The 21,082-nt window shown below is 65.7% G+C and carries 22 protein-coding genes; 18 read left to right on the forward strand and 4 right to left on the reverse strand.

What is annotated here, in order from left to right; genetic code table 11:
- Both cls and HBF32_RS10360 read left to right on the forward strand, forming a co-directional pair.
- Complete coding sequence (cls, locus tag HBF32_RS10355; protein WP_166699551.1) at window positions 1–1,422, forward strand: cardiolipin synthase; 1,422 nt, start codon at window positions 1–3, stop codon at window positions 1,420–1,422.
- Between the two features lie 13 nt (window positions 1,423–1,435).
- A complete protein-coding gene (locus tag HBF32_RS10360; RefSeq protein WP_166699552.1) occupies window positions 1,436–2,197 on the forward strand; it encodes a carboxylesterase family protein in 762 nt (253 codons plus the stop codon).
- Between the two features lie 17 nt (window positions 2,198–2,214).
- Here the strand turns inward: HBF32_RS10360 and HBF32_RS10365 are convergent, their stop codons facing one another.
- A complete protein-coding gene (locus HBF32_RS10365; RefSeq protein ID WP_166699553.1) occupies window positions 2,215–2,607 on the reverse strand; it encodes a hypothetical protein in 393 nt (130 codons plus the stop codon).
- Between the two features lie 411 nt (window positions 2,608–3,018).
- On the opposite strand from HBF32_RS10365, the gene HBF32_RS10370 reads away from it, so the two are divergent.
- The 5 genes from HBF32_RS10370 (at window position 3,019) to msrB (ending at window position 7,278) form a co-directional block, all read left to right on the forward strand.
- The gene (locus HBF32_RS10370) at window positions 3,019–4,332 is read left to right on the forward strand and encodes a carbohydrate porin (RefSeq protein ID WP_166699554.1); all 1,314 of its coding nucleotides are present in this window, start codon (window positions 3,019–3,021) and stop codon (window positions 4,330–4,332) included.
- A 142-nt stretch (window positions 4,333–4,474) separates the two neighbouring features.
- On the forward strand, window positions 4,475–5,179 hold the full coding sequence (locus HBF32_RS10375) for an HAD family hydrolase (RefSeq protein WP_166699555.1): 705 nt from the start codon (window positions 4,475–4,477) through the stop codon (window positions 5,177–5,179).
- A 63-nt stretch (window positions 5,180–5,242) separates the two neighbouring features.
- A complete protein-coding gene (locus HBF32_RS10380; protein ID WP_338039763.1) occupies window positions 5,243–6,190 on the forward strand; it encodes a YihY/virulence factor BrkB family protein in 948 nt (315 codons plus the stop codon).
- Window positions 6,187–6,534: a glycine zipper 2TM domain-containing protein gene (locus tag HBF32_RS10385; RefSeq protein WP_166699556.1), complete on the forward strand. Its 348-nt coding sequence runs from the start codon at window positions 6,187–6,189 to the stop codon at window positions 6,532–6,534. The genes HBF32_RS10380 and HBF32_RS10385 overlap by 4 nt, the downstream gene beginning before the upstream one ends.
- 156 nt (window positions 6,535–6,690) lie before the next feature.
- Window positions 6,691–7,278 (forward strand): peptide-methionine (R)-S-oxide reductase MsrB, encoded by a 588-nt coding sequence (gene msrB, locus HBF32_RS10390; RefSeq protein WP_166699557.1) that lies wholly within the window; start codon window positions 6,691–6,693, stop codon window positions 7,276–7,278.
- A gap of 39 nt (window positions 7,279–7,317) precedes the next feature.
- On the opposite strand, the gene HBF32_RS10395 is transcribed toward msrB, so the two are convergent.
- Together HBF32_RS10395 and HBF32_RS10400 are read right to left on the reverse strand one after the other, a co-directional pair.
- Window positions 7,318–9,657, reverse strand: coding sequence for a S9 family peptidase (locus HBF32_RS10395; RefSeq protein ID WP_166699558.1), 2,340 nt, complete (start codon window positions 9,655–9,657; stop codon window positions 7,318–7,320).
- 106 nt (window positions 9,658–9,763) lie between these two features.
- Window positions 9,764–10,576, reverse strand: coding sequence for an SDR family NAD(P)-dependent oxidoreductase (locus HBF32_RS10400; RefSeq protein WP_166699559.1), 813 nt, complete (start codon window positions 10,574–10,576; stop codon window positions 9,764–9,766).
- A gap of 173 nt (window positions 10,577–10,749) precedes the next feature.
- On the opposite strand from HBF32_RS10400, the gene HBF32_RS10405 reads away from it, so the two are divergent.
- The 11 genes from HBF32_RS10405 (at window position 10,750) to HBF32_RS10455 (ending at window position 20,282) form a co-directional block, all read left to right on the forward strand.
- On the forward strand, window positions 10,750–11,205 hold the full coding sequence (locus tag HBF32_RS10405; protein WP_166699560.1) for a PA2169 family four-helix-bundle protein: 456 nt from the start codon (window positions 10,750–10,752) through the stop codon (window positions 11,203–11,205).
- A 178-nt stretch (window positions 11,206–11,383) separates the two neighbouring features.
- Entirely contained in the window at window positions 11,384–12,325 is a 942-nt protein-coding gene (locus tag HBF32_RS10410; RefSeq protein ID WP_166700507.1) for an acyl-CoA desaturase, read from the forward strand.
- Entirely contained in the window at window positions 12,322–13,599 is a 1,278-nt protein-coding gene (locus HBF32_RS10415) for an NAD(P)/FAD-dependent oxidoreductase (RefSeq protein ID WP_205287733.1), read from the forward strand. The genes HBF32_RS10410 and HBF32_RS10415 overlap by 4 nt, the downstream gene beginning before the upstream one ends.
- Window positions 13,596–14,381, forward strand: coding sequence for a DUF1365 domain-containing protein (locus HBF32_RS10420; RefSeq protein ID WP_193570350.1), 786 nt, complete (start codon window positions 13,596–13,598; stop codon window positions 14,379–14,381). The genes HBF32_RS10415 and HBF32_RS10420 overlap by 4 nt, the downstream gene beginning before the upstream one ends.
- Complete coding sequence (locus HBF32_RS10425) at window positions 14,378–15,673, forward strand: SAM-dependent methyltransferase (protein ID WP_166699561.1); 1,296 nt, start codon at window positions 14,378–14,380, stop codon at window positions 15,671–15,673. Before HBF32_RS10420 ends, HBF32_RS10425 begins: the two co-directional genes overlap by 4 nt.
- A gap of 49 nt (window positions 15,674–15,722) precedes the next feature.
- Window positions 15,723–16,520 carry a DUF1295 domain-containing protein gene (locus tag HBF32_RS10430; RefSeq protein WP_166699562.1) on the forward strand — a complete coding sequence of 266 codons (798 nt, stop codon included), beginning with the start codon at window positions 15,723–15,725 and terminating at the stop codon, window positions 16,518–16,520.
- Complete coding sequence (locus tag HBF32_RS10435; RefSeq protein ID WP_166699563.1) at window positions 16,517–17,605, forward strand: SAM-dependent methyltransferase; 1,089 nt, start codon at window positions 16,517–16,519, stop codon at window positions 17,603–17,605. Before HBF32_RS10430 ends, HBF32_RS10435 begins: the two co-directional genes overlap by 4 nt.
- Before the next feature lie 14 nt (window positions 17,606–17,619).
- Window positions 17,620–18,147 (forward strand): lipocalin family protein, encoded by a 528-nt coding sequence (locus HBF32_RS10440; RefSeq protein WP_166699564.1) that lies wholly within the window; start codon window positions 17,620–17,622, stop codon window positions 18,145–18,147.
- A gap of 222 nt (window positions 18,148–18,369) precedes the next feature.
- Window positions 18,370–19,005, forward strand: a complete 636-nt coding sequence (locus tag HBF32_RS10445) for a sigma-70 family RNA polymerase sigma factor (RefSeq protein ID WP_166699565.1) — start codon at window positions 18,370–18,372, stop codon at window positions 19,003–19,005.
- A complete protein-coding gene (locus HBF32_RS10450; protein WP_166699566.1) occupies window positions 19,002–19,658 on the forward strand; it encodes a ChrR family anti-sigma-E factor in 657 nt (218 codons plus the stop codon). The genes HBF32_RS10445 and HBF32_RS10450 overlap by 4 nt, the downstream gene beginning before the upstream one ends.
- 207 nt (window positions 19,659–19,865) lie before the next feature.
- Window positions 19,866–20,282 carry a response regulator gene (locus HBF32_RS10455; RefSeq protein ID WP_166699567.1) on the forward strand — a complete coding sequence of 139 codons (417 nt, stop codon included), beginning with the start codon at window positions 19,866–19,868 and terminating at the stop codon, window positions 20,280–20,282.
- Window positions 20,283–20,431: 149 nt separating this feature from the next.
- On the opposite strand, the gene ssb is transcribed toward HBF32_RS10455, so the two are convergent.
- On the reverse strand, window positions 20,432–21,013 hold the full coding sequence (ssb, locus tag HBF32_RS10460) for a single-stranded DNA-binding protein (RefSeq protein WP_166699568.1): 582 nt from the start codon (window positions 21,011–21,013) through the stop codon (window positions 20,432–20,434).
- Window positions 21,014–21,082: the final 69 nt, after the last annotated feature.

Below are 21,082 nucleotides of genomic sequence, written 5' to 3' on the forward strand. Positions count from 1 at the left end.
ATGATCGCCAGCCTGGTCGCCATCACGGCGCTGTGCCTCCATGTGGCGGGCGTGTTCGCGGCCACGCATGCCGTGATGCACACGCGCACGGCGCAAGGCGCCTTCGCCTGGGTGCTGGGTCTCGTCCTGCTTCCCTACGTCACGCTGGTGCCCTACCTGTTCCTGGGTGCCAGCCACTTCGGCGGCTACGTCGACCTGCACCGCCAGCGCCAGGCCCGTTTCTTCATGCTCCACGAGGAAGCGCTGCATCGCGGGCGGCTGGGCCTGCTGGCGCATGCCGCGCCCGTGCGGGACGCCCGCTACGACGCCGTCGGGAGGATGCTGCAGACGGCCATGCACGGCGGCAACGCCCTGTTCCTCCATGTGGACGGCGAAGCCGCCTTCGCCGCCATGTTCGCCGCCATCGGGCGCGCCGAACGCTACGTGCTCGTGCAGTTCTTCATCATCCACGACGATGTGCTCGGGCGCCGGCTGCGCGACGCACTGCTCGAACGCGCGGCGGCGGGCGTGGAGGTATGCCTCCTTTACGACAGCATCGGCAGCCATGCGCTGGACGACGGTTACGTGGACCGGTTGCGTGCCGGCGGCGTGCTCGTCCGGCGCTTCGCCACGCGGCGCTGGCGCAACCGGTTCCAGCTCAACTTCCGCAACCACCGCAAGGTGCTGGTCGTGGACGGCATACGCGGATTCGTCGGCGGGCTGAACGCCGGCGACGAATACCTCGGCAAGAAGCCTCCGCTGGCGCCGTGGCGCGACACGCACATGGAAATCGAAGGCCCCGCGGTGGCGGACCTGCAGCGCGTGTTCGCGGAGGACTGGTACTGGGTGACCGGCCAGCGCCCGCCGTCGTCCCCTCCGCCAGAGCGCTGCGGGCGCGCGGCGACGATGATCGTCGCCACCGGCCCGGCCGACCGCCAGGAAAGCTGCTCCCTCTTCTTCACCCAGGCGATCCAGGCGGCGACGAAGCGCGTGTGGATCACGACCCCGTATTTCGTGCCCGACCAGGCCGTCTTCGGCGCCCTGCGGCTGGCGGTGTTCCGTGGCGTGGACGTACGCATCCTCATGCCCTGCCGTCCGGACCACCGTACCGTGTTCATGGCATCCACGCTCTATGCGCACGAGGCCACCCTGGCCGGCATCCGCATGTTCCGCTACCGGCAGGGCTTCCTGCATCAGAAGGTGATGCTCGTCGACGACGACACCGCCGTCGTCGGCAGCATGAACCTCGACAATCGCAGCTTCCGGCTCAATTTCGAGATCGCGGCGCTGAATGTCGACGAGGCTTTCGCCGCCTCGGTGGAGGCCATGCTCGAGGACGATTTCGCCAACAGCGACGAAGTGAATCCGAACGACTACCGCAGGCTTTCCTACCTCCGCCGCGTGGCGCTCCACGTCGCCCGCCTCTTCGATCCCATCCTCTGAAAGGATCCCCACGATGCTCCGTGCCCTTGCCGCCCTCACCATCGCCGTTGCCGGCGCCGCGTCCGCCGGCCCTGCACATTTCGTCGAACGCAGCGTCGACAGCCATGGCAAGACGTATCGCTACCAGGTCTTCGTCCCGGCGAACGTCGCGAAACACCCCGCCACGGTGCTGTTCCTGCACGGCAGCGGCGAACGCGGCGACGACAACCGGAAGCAGATGACGCAGGGCCTCCCGCCCTGGCTCAAGCAGCACATGGATTTTCCCGCCGTGGTCGTGATCCCCCAGGCTCCCGACGGCACGGAGTGGACCGATCCCGAGGACGCGGACATGGCCATGGCGGCGCTCGAGAAAAGCGTCGAGGAATTCCACGGCGACCGCCACCGCGTGTACCTCACCGGCCTGTCGATGGGCGGCTACGGCTCATGGCAGCTGGCGGTGGACCATCCGGATACGTTCGCCGCGGCGGCGATCATCTGCGGCGGTGTCACGTCCGACGACGACGACCGCCTGCGGCTCTATGTGCACGGCGTGCCCAAGGGCGAGGACCCTTTCGCCAGGGTCGCGGACAGGATCGGCAAGCTGCCCGTCTGGATCTTCCATGGCGGCGACGACAACGTCGTGCCCACCGAGCAGTCCCGCCGGATGAACGCCGCACTCCTCAAGCTCGGCAAGGAAGTGAAATACACCGAATTCCCCGGGGTGGGCCACGGCTCGTGGGAGAAAGCGTATGCCACGCCCGACCTGTGGGAATGGATGTTCAGCCACAAGCAATGAAGCGGCTCCTACGACCCTCAGGGCTGGCGTAGGCTCGCGAACAATTTCTTGAGGCCACCAGAGAACATCGCCCAGCCGATGCAAACGCCCAGCAGTGCTCCCACAAACTCGAAGAACACCCGCAGGCCGATCGCGTCGGGATCATGCACGGCCGCAAGTTTCAGCTTCAGCAGGGTCAGCGACTGCAAGGGCGCCATGTTGAAGTAGAAGAGGTCCCACAGGTCCTGGCCGGCCGAGAGCACCACGGCGAAGGCGTAGGCGACCGCTAGCTCCTTCCCGTGGCTCCAGCCGCTCCCTCTGGCGAAGGCACGCAGCAGGCCGTAGACCACGATGCCCACGACCAGGGCGATGCCGCCCGTCTCCAGGGCGCCCACGATGCCGTAGCCCATCCAGCTGCGATCGTATGGCATGAGAAAACTCGTAAGGGACCGGACGCGCATTATGCCTTCGTGACGGCCACTCCGGGAGCCCGACGCCAACGCGGCCCTCTCCGTTTGCCGAATCCGCCAGTGGACGCGCCGCGACAAGCGCTTTCAATCAACGCCGGTACAAGTTAGGCAAAGTCGTCGTGTTCTTCACGCACGATGAACACATGCGCGCGTTGACCCAAGAGTTTTCTCATGCGACGCGAAGTCACTACACCGCCACGACTGAACACCGATGAAAGCAGTATCGGCAGATGTGCGGTGCGTCCTTCATTAGTACGACAACATCACTATGATGCTTCGGTTGCGTGCATGGAATTATGTGCTGCATCGCAACCGGGATAATCAAAAACAAATTACCAAAAAACATAATCAGTGTCTTCAGGGAGAAGATTCATGCGCAATAAGTTCATCAAGCGCCCCCTAGCAACGGCCATGCTCGCCTGCCTGGCATTCGGCACAGGCGCTGTCCACGCAGACGACGCATCCGCCGGCAAGTACCTGTTCGGCGACTGGAACGGTGCACGCACGCGTCTCGCCGACAAGGGCATCACGTTCGACTTCGGCTACGGCTTCGAGGCGGCGCATAACTATTCGGGCGGCGATCGCCGCATCACGCGTTATACCGACCAGTGGAAGTTCGGTACCGCGCTCGACCTCGACAAGCTGTGGGGTTGGCATGGCGCCACCTTCAAACTGATCGTCACCGATCGCAACGGCCGCGATATCGGCGCGGACGCGCACATCGGCAACAACCAGCTCATCCAGGAAGTGTATGGCCGCGGCCAGACCTGGCACCTCACGATGTTCGAGCTCGAGCAGAAGTTCTTCGACGACAGGCTCACCTGGAAGATCGGTCGCATGCCGGTCGGCGAGGACATCAACAACTTCTCGTGCGACTTCATGAACCTGAGCTTCTGCGGTGCGCAACCGGGCAACGTCGTGGGCGACTACTGGGTCAACTGGCCCACCAGCCTGTGGGCCACCGTGCTCAAGCTGAACACGACAAGCGACACGTTCGTGCAGATCGCCGCCTACCAGGTGAACCCGAAATACGTCGACGACGGCTACGCCCGTCGCCGCGGCCTCGACCTCGACTTCCCCAGCGGCACCACCGGCGCGCTGATCCCGCTCGAATTCGGCTGGAAGCCGACGATCAACGGCTTGCCGGGTTCGTATCGTGCCGGCGTCTGGTACAACACCTCCAAGGGCAACGATCTCTACCTCAACGAGGACCATCAGCCGCTCGCGACGGCCGGTGGCGAACCGCTGCAGCGAAGCTCGCGCAAGGGCGCGTGGATCACCTTCCAGCAGCAGGTGTCCGGCGAGGCCGGCGGCAGGGGAACCACCGTGTTCCTCAACATCACGTCCGCGGATCATGCGACGTCGCCCACCAATAACCAGATCGCGCTCGGCATGGAGTACAAGGGTATCTTCGGCCGCGCGAACGATTTCGTGGGCGCCGCCATCGCGGGCACCCACGCCAATGGCTACGCGGCGCGGAACCAGCGGCTGTTCAACGCAACGCATCCCGGCCAGGAAGGCATCGTCAACGACGGGTACGAGAAGGTGGCCGAGGTCTTCTACAGCTGGTCGCCGATCCCGTCCATCGCGATCCGGCCGAACCTGCAGTACATCAAGGATCCCGGCGGCAGCAAGCAGAACGACAATGCATTCGTGCTGGGCCTGAAGACCAGCGTCGCGTTCTGATCCGCGGGTTTTGTGTGGGAGCCGGCTATGCCGGCGATGGGTGCTCGCGGCAAGCTCGCCCGCTGCCGCGGGATCGCCGCCGAAGCGGCTCCCACACAAAGCGCTGCTATCCTGTCCCATTGCGGCACATGGGATTCTTTTCATGATCGACCTTGTCGGCTTCGACGGCGACGACACCCTCTGGCGCAGCCAGGAGTTCTACGACCAGGCCCAGGAGGCGTTCGAAGCCATCCTGGGTCGCTACGTGGATCTCGGCAGCCAGGGCCTGCGCGAGGCGCTGCTTGCCACCGAACGGGGCAACATCGCCTTGTTCGGCTACGGCGCGAAGGGCATGGCGCTGTCGATGATCGAATCGGCCATCGACCTCACCGACGGCCGCATCGTAGCGCGCGACATCCATCGCATCGTCCGTCTCTGCAAGGACGTTCTCGCGCACCCCGTCGAACTGCTGCCCGGCATCCGCGAGGCGGTCACGGCGGTCGCAGCCACCCATCGCGTGGTGCTCATCACCAAGGGCGACCTGTTCCACCAGGAATACAAGGTCGCGCGCAGCGGACTGGCCGACGTCTTCCACCGCATCGAGATCGTCTCGGAGAAGGATCCGGCCGCGTACGCACGGCTCTTCGCCGAGTTCGACGTGGCGCCGGAACGCTTCGCCATGGTCGGCAACTCCCTGAAGTCGGACATCGCACCGGTAGTGGAACTCGGTGGCTGGGGCGTGTATATGCCTTACCACAGCACGTGGGCGCATGAACTCGTGAGCGATTTCGCGATGGGCGAGCGCGTGGCCGAAGTATCCGGCGCGGGGGACATCCCCGCGGCGATCGCCCGGATGCACGCGGCCTGATTCCACGTTTCTTTCGCGCCGCTGCCATGAAGCTGGCGCGGCACGCATGACGGAGGCGGGATCGTGGATTCGAGGCTGGCAATGACCTGGCAGGTGGTCAAGACCACCGCGAGAGGCTTCAGCGACGACGAACTGATGACGCGGGCCGCGGCGCTGGCCTTCTACTCGGCGCTTTCCTTCGCGCCCTTGCTCGTCCTCCTGCTCTGGGTCGTCGCCTCGCTCCGCCCCGAGTGGCAGGCCCAGCTGGTGGACAGCCTGAACGGATTGGTCGGCCCCCGGGCGTCCGAAGCCGTGCGGCTGGTCATCCAGAACGCCAAGGAACGCCCCAGCGTCGGGAGCATGGCCGGCGTGATCGGCCTCGGCGTCACCCTCGTCGGCGCCTCCGCCGTCTTCACCCAGTTGCAGGGAGCGCTGAACAGGGTGTGGAGCCTGCAACCTCGGCCAGGCTCGACCAGGGGCGCGATCCTCGGCTGGCTCCGTGCCCGCATGCACGCACTGGGACTGCTGCTATCGCTCGCCTTCCTCCTGGTCATCTCGTTTTCCGCCAGTGCGCTGATCGCCGTGTTCGTGCGCGGCGGCACCACGGGCTGGCAGATCCTGGAGATTGCGATCTCGCTGTGCGTTTTCGTCCTGATCTTCGGCGCCATCTACAAGGTATTGCCCGACGCCATCATCGAATGGCGCGACGCGATGATCGGCGCCACGCTCACCGCCCTGCTCTTCGCCGTCGGCAAGTTCGCGATCGCCGTCTACCTCGACCGCAGCAATGTCGGCGGGCCGTATGGCCCGGCCGGCGGGGTCGTCGTCCTGCTGGTCTGGGTCTACTACTCCGCGCTCATCCTGCTGCTCGGCGCCGAGCTGACCGAGGCCGTCGCCGAGGCCCGCGGCACGCCGATTAAACCGCGGCCGTACGCCATGTCGACGCGCCCTGCGGGAACGCCCGGGATTGACCCCTCCATCACGAGGCCGGAGGTATCCCTGAAGGCCACCGAAAAGGAGGATCCGACATGAAGAGCCCACTGCTCGCCGCCGCCGCGATCGTACTCGCTGGCACGGCCGCCATCTCCACGCCGTCGGCCGAGGCGCAGGCCCGGCGCAGCCAGCACCAGGTCTGCGAGAACGTCCGCGTCAAGCAGATCAACTCCAAGGACGACAACCGCCTGATCGGCACGGGCGTGGGCGCCGTCGCGGGCGGCCTCATCGGCAACCAGGTCGGCGGCGGCAAGGGCAAGACGCTCGCCACCGTGGCGGGCGCCGTGGGTGGCGGTTATGCCGGCAACCGCATCCAGAAGAGCCATCAGGACAAGAACGCCACCTATACTACCGAGCGGCGCTGCCATTGGGTGGACGACTGAGGCCCGGTGTAATCCGGACCGCCATGCCCCGGTCTTCTGAGGAACGAACTGTTGGAGCCGCTATAGCGGCGAGGGAATCCCGCGACACCTTGGCAAGATTCTCCTCGCCGCTATAGCGGCTCCTACAGCGCCCTTTCTTCCGCATCCGGAGGCAATATGCGCAACGATCCCGACCGCCGGCGTTTCCTGGGCGTGCTGGCCGCCACCGTGGCCGCGTCCGCCTCGCTGCCCTTCATCCTTCGTGCCACCCGGCCCGCGGCGGCCGCCGACGCCCCGCCGCCGAAACGCGGCAACGTCACCCTCGACTGTTTCGGCAACGATAAGAAGCCATTGGGCACGTGCGTCGAGCCACGCGTCGTCCTGACCGACGAGGAATGGAGGGCGAAGCTCAGCACCAAGTCCTACTACGTTACGCGCCACGACGGCACGGAGCCGCCGTATACCGGCGAAGGATGGAATCGCCACGACAACGGCATCTACCGGTGCATCGGCTGCGACACGGCACTTTACGACTCGGCGACGAAATTCGATTCCGGCACGGGATGGCCGAGCTTCTGGCAGCCGATCTCGAAGCGCAACATCACCGAGAAGACCGACCGCAGCCTCATCGAGGAGCGCACGGCGGTGAACTGCGCGCGCTGCGATGCGCATCTGGGACACGTCTTCGACGACGGTCCGGACCCGACCGGATTGCGTTACTGCATGAACGCGGCGGCGATGCGCTTCGTGCCCGTCGCGACGTGAGTTAAAAAAAACCCCGCTGCGAGAGCGGGGTTTTTTCCATCAGTGCCCCGGAGGGGTCAGCGGCGTCAGTTCGAATTCCTTCGGGGGTGTCTCGCCCTTCAGGTAACGCACGAAGTAATCCCAGCGACGGCGCGTCATGTACTGGGTGGCGGCCCCGTAGCCATGGTGGGCGTTCGGGATCATCACCAGGTCGAAGTCCTTGTTGGCCTTGATCAGCGCGTCGACCACGAGCAGGGTCTCGTACGGCGGGACGTTGTCGTCCGAAGTACCGTGCGCCAGCATGAGGTGGCCCTTCAGGCCGGACGCCCATTTCTGGTTGGCCTGATCGTCGTAATTGGAGTTGCCGTCCTTGTCCTTCACCAGGAGGCCCTGCCACTTCTCGGCCCAGTCGTCCTCGTAGTTGCGGTTGTCGTGGTTGCCCGACTCGGAGATGCCGACCTTGAACACGTCGCCGTAACGGAACATCGCGGTCGCCGTGGCGTTGCCGCCGCCGGAGTGGCCCCAGATGCCGACGCGGTCGCCGTCGATCCACGAATACTTCTTCACCAGCTGCTTCACCGCCGCGACCTGGTCGGGCAGCGTGTTGTCGCCGATGTTCTTGAAATAGGCGTCGTGGAAGGCCTTGGAGCGCCACGGCGTACCCATGCCGTCCACCGCGACGACGACGAAGCCGAGTTCGGCCAGCGCCTGGTTGTCGCCATGCGAGGGGATGAAGCTGCGCGTGCGCACCGAACCCGTCTGCGGACCCGGATAGATGTAGACCACGAGCGGATATTTCTTCGACGCGTCGAAGTTCGTGGGCTTGAACATCTGACCGTAGAGATCCGTCTTGCCGTCGCGTGCCTTCACCGTGAACGCGGTCGGCGGCACCCAGCCCTTCGCCTTCAGGCGCGAGATGTCTGCGCGGGCGATTTCCTTCACCGTGGCGCCCGTGTCGGAGCGGCGCACCAGGGCGACCGGCGGCGTGTCGATCGTCGAATACGAATCGAAGAAATACGTGCCGTCCTTCGACATGGAAACGCTATGGTCGGCATTCTCGGGCGTCAGCAGCGTCAGACCCTTGCCGTCGAAGCCCACCTTGTAGAACTGCTGGTAGTAAGGATCGACGCCCTTCTCGCGACCGACGCCGCGGAACCAGATCGTCTTCGTCTTCGGATCGACATGGAGCACCTGGGTGACATTCCAGTCGCCGGACGTGATGGCATGCTCGAGCTTGCCGGTCTTCAAGCTGACCATGTACAGGTGGCCCCAGTTGCTCCGCTCGGAGAACCAGATCACCTCGTCGGTCTCGGGCACGTACTGCCAGTTGGCCTTGTCGTTGCCGCCCTCGAAATAGGTCCTGGCCTTTTCGTCGAACACCGTGCGCACTTCGCCGGTTTCCGGATTCGCGACGCGGAACCACTCATGCGTGTGGTCGCGCGCGGTGGACACGAAGGCGATGCTCTTGCCGTCGGCGGCCCAGCGCACGTCGTCCCAGACACCCGGGCTGCACGAGATATCGTCGCAGATCGTCGAGCGATGCTGGTCGGCAGGCATCTTGAAGCGGACCATCTTCTTCGTCGGCACGTCGATCACGACGCGCTCGATCATCGTCACGTCCTTGTCGCCGGGCAGCGGGTACTTCCACGTATCGACCTTCGGATGGCCCACATTGACGCTGACAAGGGTCATCTCGCCGGTCTTGCGCTGGTCCTGCTGGAAGGTGGCGATCTTCCTGGAATCCGGCGACCAGACCAGGACGGCCTCGTCGGTGTGCTTCCAACCGGCGTTGTCGGTGGCGTAGCCGTAGTCCTTCACGCCATCGGTGGTGAGCTGGGTTTCGGCGCCGGTGGCGACATCGCGCACCCACAGGTTCCAGTCGCGAATGAAGGCCTCGGACTTGCCGTCCGGCGACTTCAGGCCCGGCTCGCTGCCGTAGGCCTGGCCTTTGGCGTCCTTCTTCACGGCGGCGAGTTCGCACTTGCCGATGGCCTTGTCGCAAACGTAGTTCTTGCCGCCCGAGGTGATGTCCAGGCCGTCGTCCGGACGGACGACGAAGCCGGTGACCGGGAGCTTGGCGGCGTCCACCTTCTTCCCGGTGGCCGCGGAGAGCGCGGCGGCCACTTTGTCGCGGTCGAAGGCGCGCGTGGCTTCGCCCGTCGCGGCGTCCACCTTCAGGAACTGATCGCCGTCCTTATCGTGATCGCGATACCAGAAGTGACCGTCGTCGATCCAGGTGACGCGCTGGACCGAATGGTCCACCAGCGGCATGGTGTTGTTGGCGAGGAACGAGTCCGCACGGCGGTAATCGTCGGTGGTTACCGCCGCGCTCGCGGCGGACGCCCCGATCAGGGCGAGGAGGACGGCGCCGGAAAGCGCCGCATTGCGTTTGGTCGACATCGATGGTCCCCGTGACGGTCCAGGGCGGCGCGGAAGGCACCGCAAACCGGACGAGGCTAGCCCCCGGCGCCCCGCCCGGCGTATGCCAAAGGTCACGGGTAACGGATCAGCCCCCTCGCGGGCCGGTGCGGAAACGGCGGCCCTGTCGCTGGACCATCTTCAGGGCGAGGGTGTCCGGGATCAGCTTGAACAGGCTCTTGATGGCCCGGTTGACCCGGCCGGTCACGTACACGGCCTTGCCCGCATCCGCGGCATCCAGCCCTTGCCGCGCCACCGCGGGTGCGTCCATCCACATGAAACCTGGCATTTTCGAGACGAGTTCGCGCGAACCGGTCACGTCGTGGAACTCGGAGTAGGTGAAGCCGGGGCATACGGCGGTGGCGTGCACGCCCGTACCCGCGCACTCCAGCGCAAGAGATTGCGAGAACTTGATGAGATAGGCCTTGGATGCCGCGTACAGCGTATGGCCCGCCGAACCGGGAATATGGCCCGCCAGCGACGCGATATTGAGGATGCGTCCGTAACCGCGCGCCTTCATGGCCGGAAGCAGGCGCCAGGCCAGCTCGGTGGGGGCCGTCATGAGCACCTGGATGAATGCCGCATGGGTCGCCCAGGGCTGTTCCTCGAAGTAGCCCGGCACGCCGTAGCCGGCATTGTTCACCAGCACGTCGATCGCAAGCCCCTGCGCTTCCAGCGCCGCCACCAGGGCCTCCGGCCCGTCGGTTCTTGCGAGGTCCAGCGGCGCGACGATCGCCTCGACGGCATGGCGCTCGCGCAAGTCCTTCGCCAGCGCCTCGAGCCGGTCGGCACGGCGTGCCGTGAGGACCAGGTCGTACCCACGCCGGGCCAGTTCGCGAGCGAAAGCCTCGCCGATACCGGCGGATGCGCCGGTAACCAGCGCGCGACGATGGGATGCCATGGGCCCACTCCGTAACCGTGATGTGAGACGGAAGTATGCCCCGGCCTCGCATGAATGAACGAGCATGGTTTGTAGTCGGTCCGGGAACGCGCTTTTCACGACGCCATGCGGGCCCTGACCGCGAAGCTGGCGTTCCCCAAAACGACTCCCCCGAGTCACAAGGAGCCACGACGATGACCGCGACCACCGACCACGACATCAAGGTCCTGAATACCCTGATCGAAACCACGATCGACAGCGCCGAAGGCTATGGCGAGGCCGCGAAGGACGCCGAAAACACCCGCTACGCCGCCATGTTCCAGCAGCGCGCCGCGGAACGCCGCCAGGTGGCGCAGCGGCTGCGCCAGCAGGTGAGCGCGCTGGGCGGCAAGCCCGAGGATGACGGGAGCGTTCTCGCTAAGGCACACCGCATGTTCGTCGAACTGCGCGCGAAGATGAGTTCGAAGGACGACACGGCAGTGGTCGACGAAGTCGAGCGCGGCGAGGACCATATCAAGCACAAGTACGAGGATGCGCTGAAGGACAACGACGTGACCGCCGGCACGCGCTCGGCGATCAACGAGGCGTACGTATCGGTGAAGACGGGGCACGACCAGATGCGCGATCTGAAGCACTCGCTCCATCGGTAATCCCAGGGCGTTCCTCCAACGCCACGCGACCGGCCCGGGCAGCGATGCCCGGGCTTTTTTGCGCGACAGCATCGCGAACGCATCCGCCTGCCGGCCCGGCCCCGCTGCATCCAATCCGGCCCCTCGCGCGTACAGGTCCTAAATCGTCAAGGACATCCGAATGCGAACGTCGTCCTCCATGCAGGCCTTCCCGTCGCGGCGCGGCTCCGTCCTGCAGCGGGTGCGCCTCTGGTTCGACGCCGGCACCGCCGGCGCCGTCCGGTCCGGCAACGCGCAACGTATCGACTGGGTGCGCGCCTTGCCGTTTCTCGCCATGCATCTCGCCTGCCTCGGCGTACTGTGGGTGGGTACGTCTCCCGTGGCCGTCACGGTCGCAGCAGGCCTCTACGCTGTCCGCATGTTTGCCCTCACCGGCTTCTACCACCGGTATTTCTCGCACCGCGCGTTCCGTACGTCGCGCGGCGTGCAGTTTGCGTTCGCCCTGGTCGGGGCCTCCTGCGCACAGCGCGGTCCTCTGTGGTGGGCGGCACACCACCGGCAGCATCATCGCCATGCCGATACGTCGCTCGATCCTCACTCGCCCGCCGTATACGGCTTCCTCTGGAGCCACGCAGGCTGGTTCCTCACGCCGGCGGCGTTCCCTACCGATCTCGAGCGCGTGGCCGATCTCCGCGGGTACGCGGAGCTGCGCTGGCTCGACCGCTACGACATGGCGGTACCGCTGTTGCTGGGCATGCTCATGTACGGATTGGGCGCGCTGTTGCATGTCGTCGCGCCTTCCTGGGGAACCAGTGGCCCGCAGATGCTCGTATGGGGCTTCTTCGTTTCCACCGTGGTTCTCTTCCACGCCACGGTCACCATCAATTCGCTGGCGCACCGTTTCGGCCGGCGCCGGTTCGCCACCCGCGACGACAGCCGGAACAACTTCTGGCTGGCCCTGCTGACGTTCGGCGAGGGGTGGCACAACAACCATCATTTCTATCCCGGCTCCGCCCGCCAGGGATTCCGTTGGTGGGAACTCGACCTGACCTGGTACGGGCTGCGCCTGCTGGCGGCCCTGGGGCTGATATGGGACCTCAAGTCCGTGCCGCCTTGGGTCATGCGCAAGGCGACGCCATGAGCCTGCGTATCGCCGTGGTGGGGTCGGGCATCGCCGGTCTGGCGAGTGCGTGGCTTCTGTCCCGCAAGCACGCGGTCACGCTGTACGAGGCCAACCGCTATCTCGGGGGGCATACCCACACCCACCATGTCCAGCGGGACGGTCAGGCCTACGTCGTCGATACAGGTTTCATCGTCCATAACCCGGTGCATTACCCCCTGCTGACCGCGTTGTTCGACGAACTGGGCATCGTCTCCCAACCGACCACCATGAGTTTCTCCGTGCACGACGAACGGACAGGCCTGGAATACAACGCCAGCACCCTGGATACGCTCTTCTGCCAGCGCCGCAACCTGTGCTCGCCACGGTTCCTCGGTATGGTCCGCGATCTCTTCCGTTTCTATCGGCAGGCGCCGGCCCTGCTCGACGAGTCCGGTCCCGGGGTCACGCTCGGCGACTACCTGGGTCGCGAGGGCTACGGCGCCGCCTTCCGGGACGAGCATCTGATTCCCATGGCCAGCGCCCTGTGGTCGTCCCCCGCGCACCAGATCCTGCAGTTCCCGGCGCGCTACCTGGTGCAGTTCATGGCCAATCACCAGATGCTGCAGATGAGCGGCCGCCCTCAATGGCAGGTCGTCCGGGGTGGCTCCTCACGCTACGTCGAGGCGATGCGGTCGCAGTGGACGGTCGACGAGCGCCTCTGCTCGCCGGTGCGCGCCGTACGTCGGTCCGCGGACGGCGTCCACATTCATTCGAACCGGGGAGAAGAAGCGTTCGATCACGTCGTGCTGGCGTGCCACAGCGATCAGTCCCTCGCCCTGCTCGCCGATCCCACCGACGCGGAGCGGGACATCCTGGGTGCGATCCCCTACCAGGCCAACGACACCGTGCTGCATACCGATGCACGCGCGATGCCCCGGCGGCACAAGGCATGGGCGGCCTGGAATGCCAGGATTCCGGCCGAGCCCGGGGAAAACTGCACGGTGAGCTACTGGATGAACCTGCTGCAGGGCTTCCGGTCGCCCGAGCCCTTCATCGTCAGTCTCAACCAGTCGAACGCCATCGATCCCCTGAAGGTCGTTCGACGCATGGTGTATCACCACCCGGTCTATTCGACGGCATCCGTCGCCGCGCAGGCCCGCAAGGGCGAGATCCAGGGCAGGCATCGCACCTGGTATGCGGGAGCGTACTGGGGGTGGGGTTTCCACGAGGATGGCATGCGCAGCGCCGTCGAGGTCACGCGTGCGCTGGAAGCCCGTGCGCATTTCGCCGAGACCGCGGGCGCGCCGGCATGAACCCGCTCGCCAGTGCCGTGTACGAGGGCCACGTGGTGCACCGCCGGCATGCACCGCACCCTCATGCATTCCGTTACGCCATGGCGCAGCTCTACCTGGATCTGGACGAGATCGAGCAGGTGTTCCGGCAGCATGCGCTCTGGTCGGCGCACGGACGAAACCTGGCCGAATGGCGGCGCAGCGACTACCTTGGCCCGACCGACCTGTCGCTGACCGATGCGGTGCGCGAGCGCGTTCGCGCCGCGGTCGGGGATGTGCCGGGCGGGCCGGTTCGCATGCTCGCGCATCCGCGCTACGCCGGCTATGTCTTCAATCCAGTCAGCTTCTATTACTGCTACGAAACGGACGGCCGCACACTCGCCTGCATCGTGGCCGAAGTCACCAATACGCCCTGGGGTGAACGGCACGCGTATGTGCTGCCCGTCGACAGCGCCCGCCGGCGTGGGCGCGCCTTCGCCTGGGACTTCGACAAGCAGTTTCACGTATCCCCCTTCATGACGATGGACTCTCGCTACGACTGGCGGTTTACACCCCCTTCGGACGACCTTCGCGTACACATGAAGGTGCTCAGGAACGAGACACTCCAGTTCGACGCCACATTGTCCATGCGCCGGCGCCCGGTCGATCGACGCACGCTCGGCCGGTTGCTCTGGCGCTATCCGCTGATGACGGCCCAGGTGATGGGGGCCATCCACTGGCAGGCGCTGCGGCTGTGGCTGAAACGCAATCCGTCCTATGACCACCCCGGCGCCCAGTCCTCCACGCTCAGGGAATCCTCATGACCGATATCGCGAAACCACGCCTGGGCACGGACCGGATACGCGAGGGCACCGTGGATCGCTTCCTGCGCGGCAAGCTGGTCGAGGCCATGCAAGGCCTGCGCGACGGAAGCCTGGTGCTGCACGACGGCCTGGGGCGTGTGGAACTCGGGAACGTCACGGGCGCCGCCGCTCGAGCGCATGTGCTCCTGCGGATCAACGATATGCGTTTCTATCGCGCCGTCGCCCTCAACGGCAGCGTCGGCGCCGGGGCAGCCTATGCCGACGGCTGGTGGCACTGCGACGACCTCGTCGACCTCATGCGTCTGCTGGTGCGGAACCGCGCCCTGCTCGACCGGATGGAAGGCGGCCTCGCCCGGATAGGCGGTGCGGCGATGCGCGCGTGGCACGCGCTGCGTGAGAACACGCGTGTCGGCTCCCGGCGCAACATCGCGGCGCATTACGATCTGGGCAACGACTTCTTTGCCCTGTTCCTGTCGCCGGACCTGATGTATTCGTCGGCCTTGTGGACGCACCCCGACGATACGCTGGAGGTCGCGTCGACGCGCAAGCTCGACGCCATTTGCCGCAAGCTCGCCCTCACGCCCGGCGATCGCGTCGTCGAGATCGGCACGGGATGGGGCGGATTCGCGCTTCACGCCGCCAGACACTATGGCTGCCATGTCACGACCACGACGATCTCGCGCGAACAACACGCGCTGGCCAGCCGGCGCATCGCGGAGGCCGGGCTGGACGGGCAGGTCACCTTGCTCCTGGAGGACTACCGCGATCTCGACGGGCAGTACGACAAACTTGTCTCCATCGAGATGGTCGAGGCCATCGGTGCACGCTACCTCCCGGCCTACTTCGCCAAGCTGGGCGCCCTGCTCAAGCCCGACGGCGTCGGCCTGGTGCAGGCCATCACGATCGAGGACCACCGCTATGCACAGGCATTGGCGTCGGTGGATTTCATCAAACGGCATATCTTTCCGGGCAGTTTCATCCCTTCCTTGAACGCAATGCTCGCGGCGAAGACACAGGCCAGCGATCTTGCGTTGGTCCACCAGGAAGATTTCGGCCTGTCCTACGCCCTGACATTGCGCGCATGGCGCGAGCGTTTCCTGGCGCGTTGGTCCGATGCCCGCGCGCAGGGCTACGACGAGCGCTTCCTCCGCATGTGGGAGTTCTATCTCGCCTACTGCGAGGGCGGCTTCCTCGAGCGGTCGATCGGCGTGTCCCACCTGTTGCTGGCCAAGCCGGACGCACGCCCGGGTCCTGCCGGCTGGGCGATGCCCGCCGGGAGTCCGCGATCATGAGAAGTGGCGGTTCGACCTGCCGGGCCACCGGCCGCCATGGGACACCCACATGAATGGCGCCACGCAGATGCTGTGTCTGGCAATCGTCATGACGGTCGTCATGACGATTGGCTGGGACTGGCAACGCCGTCACGGCAACGCCGGCGTGGTCGATGTGCTCTGGGCTGCCGGATTGGGCGTCGCGGCCCTGTTGACGGCCGCGACCGGCCAGGGCGCGATGACGCCACGGATCCTGCTTGCACTGATGGGCGGCGCCTGGTCCTTGCGGTTGGCCGCGCACCTGTGGCGACGCGTACGTGGCGAGGCCGAAGATGGCCGCTATCGCTACCTGCGTGCGCACTGGAACGGCAGCCAGTTGAAGTTCTTCCTGTTCTTTCAGGCACAGGCTTTCCTTGTGCTGCTGTTCGCGCTGCCCTTTGTCGCCGTGGCCGCGAACCCACACGACGCCGTGGGGGTCTGGACGGCGGCCGGCGTCCTGATCTGGGTGCTCGGCGTGACGCTGGAGACGGTCGCCGACCGGCAGCTGGCCGACTTTCGCAGCGACCCGTCGCACCATGGCAAGACGTGCCGTGTCGGATGGTGGCGCTACTCGAGGCATCCGAACTATTTCTTCGAATGGCTGCACTGGTTCAGCTACGTGGCATTGGCCGTCGGCTCGCCGATCGGCTGGCTGGCCTGGTCGGGACCGCTCGTCATGTATGTGTTTCTCCGCTGGATCAGCGGCGTTCCCTATACGGAGGCGCAGGCGTTGAGGACGCGCGGCGAGGCATACCGCGCCTACCAGCGAAGCACCCCGATGTTCATCCCTTGGTTTCCCCGCCCAGAAACTTCCAGGAATTCCCCATGAACGCCAGGCTCGCCCCTTCCGCCGAACTTCGTGCCGACCGGCCGGCGCCCGGCCTCCTCGGCCTGGCCGAGCGCGGACTCGTCCCCGACATGCTGCTGCGTGCGGGCATCCGCCGGCTTTGCGCCCAGCGACTGGCGGCCTGCAACGAGGGTGGCGTCCAGGCGTGCCAGGAACGCAACGACCGGCTGATCGGCGACCTGCGACATGGCCCCCTGGCCATCCACACCGATGTCGCCAACGCCCAGCATTACGAGCTGCCTACCGCTTTTTTTCAGCATTGCCTCGGGCCCCGCCTGAAATATTCCGCGTGCTACTTCCCGGGACCGGCCACTTCCCTGGAGCAAGCCGAGGTCGCCATGCTGGAGCTTTACGCACAACGGGCCCAGCTGGCGGACGGCCAGGACGTGCTGGAACTCGGCTGCGGCTGGGGTTCGCTCACGCTCTGGATGGCCGAGCGCTATCCCACCTCGCGCATCACGGCGGTCTCCAACTCACACTCGCAGCGTCGCCACATCTTGACGGAATGCGAGCGGCGAGGATTGCGCAACGTCCAGGTCGTCACCTGCGACATCAATGCGCTCGAGCTGCCGGGAGCAAGCTACGATCGTTGCGTCTCGGTCGAAATGTTCGAACACGTGCGTAATCACCATGCGCTGCTGGCGCGCATCGCCGGATGGCTGCGTTCGGGCGGCCGCTTGTTCGTGCACATTTTCGCGCATCGGCACGCTGCCTATCCATTCGAGACGAAGGGCGACGATAACTGGATGGCCCGCCACTTCTTCACCGGCGGGATGATGCCCGCGACCGACACCTTGTTGCGGTTCCAGCGGGATCTGCGGGTGGAACGCCAATGGTTGGTGGATGGCACCCACTACCAGCGCACCGCCAATGCCTGGCTGGCCCGCCAGGACGAACATGGCGCGCCGCTGCTCGCGTTGTTGTGCCAGGCCTATGGCAGCGAAGCGCTGGGCCGCCTGTGGTTCCAGCGCTGGCGGATGTTCTGGATGGCTTGCGCCGAACTCTTCGGTTATGCCCACGGCCAGGAATGGCTGGTGGCGCACTACCGGTTCGTCCGCGGCGATTGAAGGAGGAGCATGTCATGCGTCGGCTCGCCGGAATCCTGACCGTCATCATGTTGGCCGTGCAACCCCTTGCCGGCTGTGCCGCCCCAGCGCCCATCGTTCCGGTGCCTCACGTCGATGTGGCGCGTTTCATGGGCGACTGGTATGTCATTGCAGCCATACCGACCCGCTTCGAACGCCATGCGTATCGAGCCGTGGAATCGTATTCGCTCCGGCCGGACGGACGGGTGAAAACCACCTTCCGCTACCGAGTCGACGCCATGGACGGCGAGCTCAAGACGATGCACGCCACGGGGTTCATCCGCGAAAACACCGGCAATGCCGTCTGGGGCATGCAGTTCATCTGGCCCATCAAGGCGGAATACATCGTCGCCTGGCTCGATCCGGACTATCGATCGGTCATCGTTGCGCGCAGCAAGCGCGACTACGTCTGGATCATGGCACGGACGCCAACCATTCCACGGCAGGAATACGACCGACTGGTCGAGCGTGTCGCGGCGATGGGTTACGACACCCGGAAATTAAGGCAGGTTCCTCAGCGCTGAGATCGGACATGCCGGTTCGGAAGTCGCCCGAACCGGCATGGCGAGGGGGATGCATCCAAACGCGCGCGGCCCACGTACAGGAAAACATGATCACAAGGCGGATCGTGTCATGAACGTCAGTTTGGTGCCGGCCGGTGCTATCGGTCATCCCTCCTTCCCCCACGGGGAACCCGATGGCGCCCGCCGGCACCGCCGGTTCCCTGCCGTGCACCTTCTCTGGCTATGATGGCAACCCATCCACTACCCGCCAAGGTAAGGCCTTTCGAGGCCAAGCGACGCGTGACTGAGCCATCCGGTCAAACGATCGAAGACGCGCGCTACTGGGCCCAGCAGATGGCCGCCGTGGCCGCCGGCCGGGACGTCGACTGCTTCATGCGGATCTACGACCACTATGGGCCGCGTCTGCTCCGGTACCTGCTCGGCTTGCGGGTAGTGCCTGCGCAAGCGGAGGAACTCGTGCAAGAGGCCATGCTTCGCTTATGGCGCGGCGCGGGCCAGTTCGATCCCGCACGCGCGAGTCTCTCTACCTGGCTGTTCCGGATTGCCAGGAACCTTTACCTGGACAGGGTGCGTGCGGAGCCGCATTGGCGGGAAGTACAGGACGGCCTGGAATGGCTGGACCGGTGCGAAGCCGATGGCGAAGACAACAGCACGGAGGCGTTTGCCGATCATGTCCGGCTCACGAACGCGATCGATCGGCTGCCGGCCGTGCAGGCGCGGCTCGTTCGCATGTCTTACCTGGAATCCAAGAGCCACAGTGAAATCGCCCAGGAGCTGGGCATGCCGCTGGGTTCGGTGAAATCCAATCTGCGGCGCGCCTTCGCGAAACTTCAGGCTGGACTGAGACCCGCCCCATGAATTCCTACCACCACCTCGACAGCAGCACCTTGATCGGCTATTCGGCGGGCTCGCTACCCGAGGCCTTTCGAGCCGTGGTGTCCGCCCACCTGAGCATCTGCGCTCATTGCCGCACCCAATTGCTGGACGCGGACCGGGTCGGCGGACAGCTGATGAGCCAGCAGGAAGGCGTCCCCCTGCCCGCCGCTGCGCGGGACTCGTTGCTGAAGCGCCTGGCGCAATCGCCCGTTTCGTCGCCGGCGCATCGCGAGGCGCCCCCCCGCGTCCACGATCCCGATCGGCTGCCCGAGCCGCTGTGGCCGTACTTCGGGCGGAGCTACAGCGGCCTGCGGTGGCGAACCATCGGCCCGGGCGTGCATCACATCCGCTCGCAGGTACGGGACGGGAACCTGATGCTGCTGCGGATCGCACCGGGACGGAGCGTTCCGATGCACAGCCATGGCGGCAACGAGCTGACGATGATCCTCCAGGGAGCGTATGACGATTCCCTGGGGCATTTCGCGCCGGGCGATGTCGCCGACCTCGATTGCGACATCGAGCATCAGCCGGCGACATCGCCCGGCGTGCCTTGCGTATGTGTTGCCGCCACCGATCTGCCGCTGCGCTTCTCCGGCTGGCTTGCCCGCGCCCTGCAGCCGCTTTTCAAGATGTAGCGGACATCCGGACTCACGTCGCATGACGACGATACGCCTGGTTCTCGGACTACGTTCTCCACCACGCGCAGAAGATCATCATGGACGGGACGGCAAGGGCCATCCCGCGGGTGGCGCGTGGAACTATGACCGCCCACGACACGACCACAGCCAGGTGAAGCAAATGTCCCCCCAGACCCGGCCAGGCACCATGAAAGGCAAAGCATTATGACGATCGCCGGCAAAGAAACGGCCGCAGGCAGTGCGAAGGATCGTGCGCTTGTGGTTGACGATTGCGCAGACCTTCGAAAGCTGTTCTGCCTCATGCTCGACGAACTCGGATTCGACGCGATCGAAGCGGCAAACGCTCACGTCGCCCTGGCCATTCTCGACACCGCCGGTCCTTTCGATCTGCTGCTGACCGACGTCACCATGCCCGGTTCCATCGATGGGTCGCTGCTCGCCTCGATGGCGATGCGGCGGTACCCGGGAATGGCGATCGTCGTTACCACCGCATTGCCAGGAGAATCGCTCGAGGCGCTGCCCGAAGAGATCGCCCTGTTACCGAAGCCGTTCTACCTCACGGAGCTGGCCTCGTACATCGAGCGCGCCAGAGGTCGCTCGTCCGGCGCTCCGCCGCGATAGCGAAAGCAACCGTCCCACCCGAGACCGGGGCCGGGAAACCTTCCAGGCATCGGCCCGTTCCGTGCGACGCGTGTCAAGCCGACCATGAAAAAATAAAGCCCCGTAACGACGGGGCTATATTTCTTTCGTCACTCTGGAGCGGGCGTCGCTCAGAACGGGATATCGTCATCGTCGAAGCCCTCGTTGGCCGGCGGAGCCGAACGCTGCGGCGCGTTGCCGCCGCGCGGCTGGCCGTAGTCGTCGCCGCCGCGCGAACCGCCGGCGTAGCCGCTGCGCTGCTGGCCGCCACCGCCGCTCCAGTTGCCGCCACCGGCGCCCTGGCCACCGCGCGACTGCTGCGGGCGGCCTCCGCCCTGGCCGCCGGCGAAACCGCCGCCTTCACCGCCACCCTGGCCCTGGCCGCCGAGCATCTGCATCTCGTTGGCGATGATGTCGGTCGAATAGCGCTCGATGCCGTCCTTGTCGGTGTACTTGTCCGTGCGCAGGGAACCCTCGATGTAGACCTGGCGGCCCTTCTTCAGGTATTCGCCCGCGATCTCGGCGAGCTTGCCGAACAGCTTCACGCGGTGCCATTCGGTGCGTTCCTGCTTCTCGCCGCTCTGCTTGTCGGTCCAGGCTTCGGACGTGGCGATGCGCAAGGAAGTGATCGCCGTACCGCCGCCGGTGTAACGGGTTTCCGGATCCGCGCCGAGGTTGCCGACGATGATGACCTTGTTGATGCCGCGTGCCATGGATTTACCTCGTATGCGTGTACCCGCCCATCATAGCGGGCCGGCGCGGGATGCGCGGGCGGGTCGGAC

It is taken from the genome of Luteibacter yeojuensis (assembly GCF_011742875.1).
Lineage (GTDB): Bacteria > Pseudomonadota > Gammaproteobacteria > Xanthomonadales > Rhodanobacteraceae > Luteibacter > Luteibacter yeojuensis.

What these genes read in the sequence shown, in the direction of transcription:
- HBF32_RS10425 (WP_166699561.1), top strand. Translation starts at nt 14,378, where the DNA reads ATGACCGATATCGCGAAACCACGCCTGGGCACGGACCGGATACGCGAG.
- HBF32_RS10415 (WP_205287733.1), top strand. Translation starts at nt 12,322, where the DNA reads ATGAGCCTGCGTATCGCCGTGGTGGGGTCGGGCATCGCCGGTCTGGCG.
- HBF32_RS10435 (WP_166699563.1), top strand. Translation starts at nt 16,517, where the DNA reads ATGAACGCCAGGCTCGCCCCTTCCGCCGAACTTCGTGCCGACCGGCCG.
- HBF32_RS10420 (WP_193570350.1), top strand. Translation starts at nt 13,596, where the DNA reads ATGAACCCGCTCGCCAGTGCCGTGTACGAGGGCCACGTGGTGCACCGC.
- HBF32_RS10395 (WP_166699558.1), bottom strand. Translation starts at nt 9,657, where the DNA reads ATGTCGACCAAACGCAATGCGGCGCTTTCCGGCGCCGTCCTCCTCGCC.
- HBF32_RS10445 (WP_166699565.1), top strand. Translation starts at nt 18,370, where the DNA reads ATGATGGCAACCCATCCACTACCCGCCAAGGTAAGGCCTTTCGAGGCC.
- HBF32_RS10405 (WP_166699560.1), top strand. Translation starts at nt 10,750, where the DNA reads ATGACCGCGACCACCGACCACGACATCAAGGTCCTGAATACCCTGATC.
- ssb (WP_166699568.1), bottom strand. Translation starts at nt 21,013, where the DNA reads ATGGCACGCGGCATCAACAAGGTCATCATCGTCGGCAACCTCGGCGCG.
- HBF32_RS10360 (WP_166699552.1), top strand. Translation starts at nt 1,436, where the DNA reads ATGCTCCGTGCCCTTGCCGCCCTCACCATCGCCGTTGCCGGCGCCGCG.
- HBF32_RS10365 (WP_166699553.1), bottom strand. Translation starts at nt 2,607, where the DNA reads ATGCCATACGATCGCAGCTGGATGGGCTACGGCATCGTGGGCGCCCTG.
- HBF32_RS10410 (WP_166700507.1), top strand. Translation starts at nt 11,384, where the DNA reads ATGCAGGCCTTCCCGTCGCGGCGCGGCTCCGTCCTGCAGCGGGTGCGC.
- HBF32_RS10400 (WP_166699559.1), bottom strand. Translation starts at nt 10,576, where the DNA reads ATGGCATCCCATCGTCGCGCGCTGGTTACCGGCGCATCCGCCGGTATC.
- HBF32_RS10450 (WP_166699566.1), top strand. Translation starts at nt 19,002, where the DNA reads ATGAATTCCTACCACCACCTCGACAGCAGCACCTTGATCGGCTATTCG.
- HBF32_RS10440 (WP_166699564.1), top strand. Translation starts at nt 17,620, where the DNA reads ATGCGTCGGCTCGCCGGAATCCTGACCGTCATCATGTTGGCCGTGCAA.
- HBF32_RS10430 (WP_166699562.1), top strand. Translation starts at nt 15,723, where the DNA reads ATGAATGGCGCCACGCAGATGCTGTGTCTGGCAATCGTCATGACGGTC.
- HBF32_RS10370 (WP_166699554.1), top strand. Translation starts at nt 3,019, where the DNA reads ATGCGCAATAAGTTCATCAAGCGCCCCCTAGCAACGGCCATGCTCGCC.
- HBF32_RS10385 (WP_166699556.1), top strand. Translation starts at nt 6,187, where the DNA reads ATGAAGAGCCCACTGCTCGCCGCCGCCGCGATCGTACTCGCTGGCACG.
- HBF32_RS10375 (WP_166699555.1), top strand. Translation starts at nt 4,475, where the DNA reads ATGATCGACCTTGTCGGCTTCGACGGCGACGACACCCTCTGGCGCAGC.
- msrB (WP_166699557.1), top strand. Translation starts at nt 6,691, where the DNA reads ATGCGCAACGATCCCGACCGCCGGCGTTTCCTGGGCGTGCTGGCCGCC.
- HBF32_RS10455 (WP_166699567.1), top strand. Translation starts at nt 19,866, where the DNA reads ATGACGATCGCCGGCAAAGAAACGGCCGCAGGCAGTGCGAAGGATCGT.
- cls (WP_166699551.1), top strand. Translation starts at nt 1, where the DNA reads ATGATCGCCAGCCTGGTCGCCATCACGGCGCTGTGCCTCCATGTGGCG.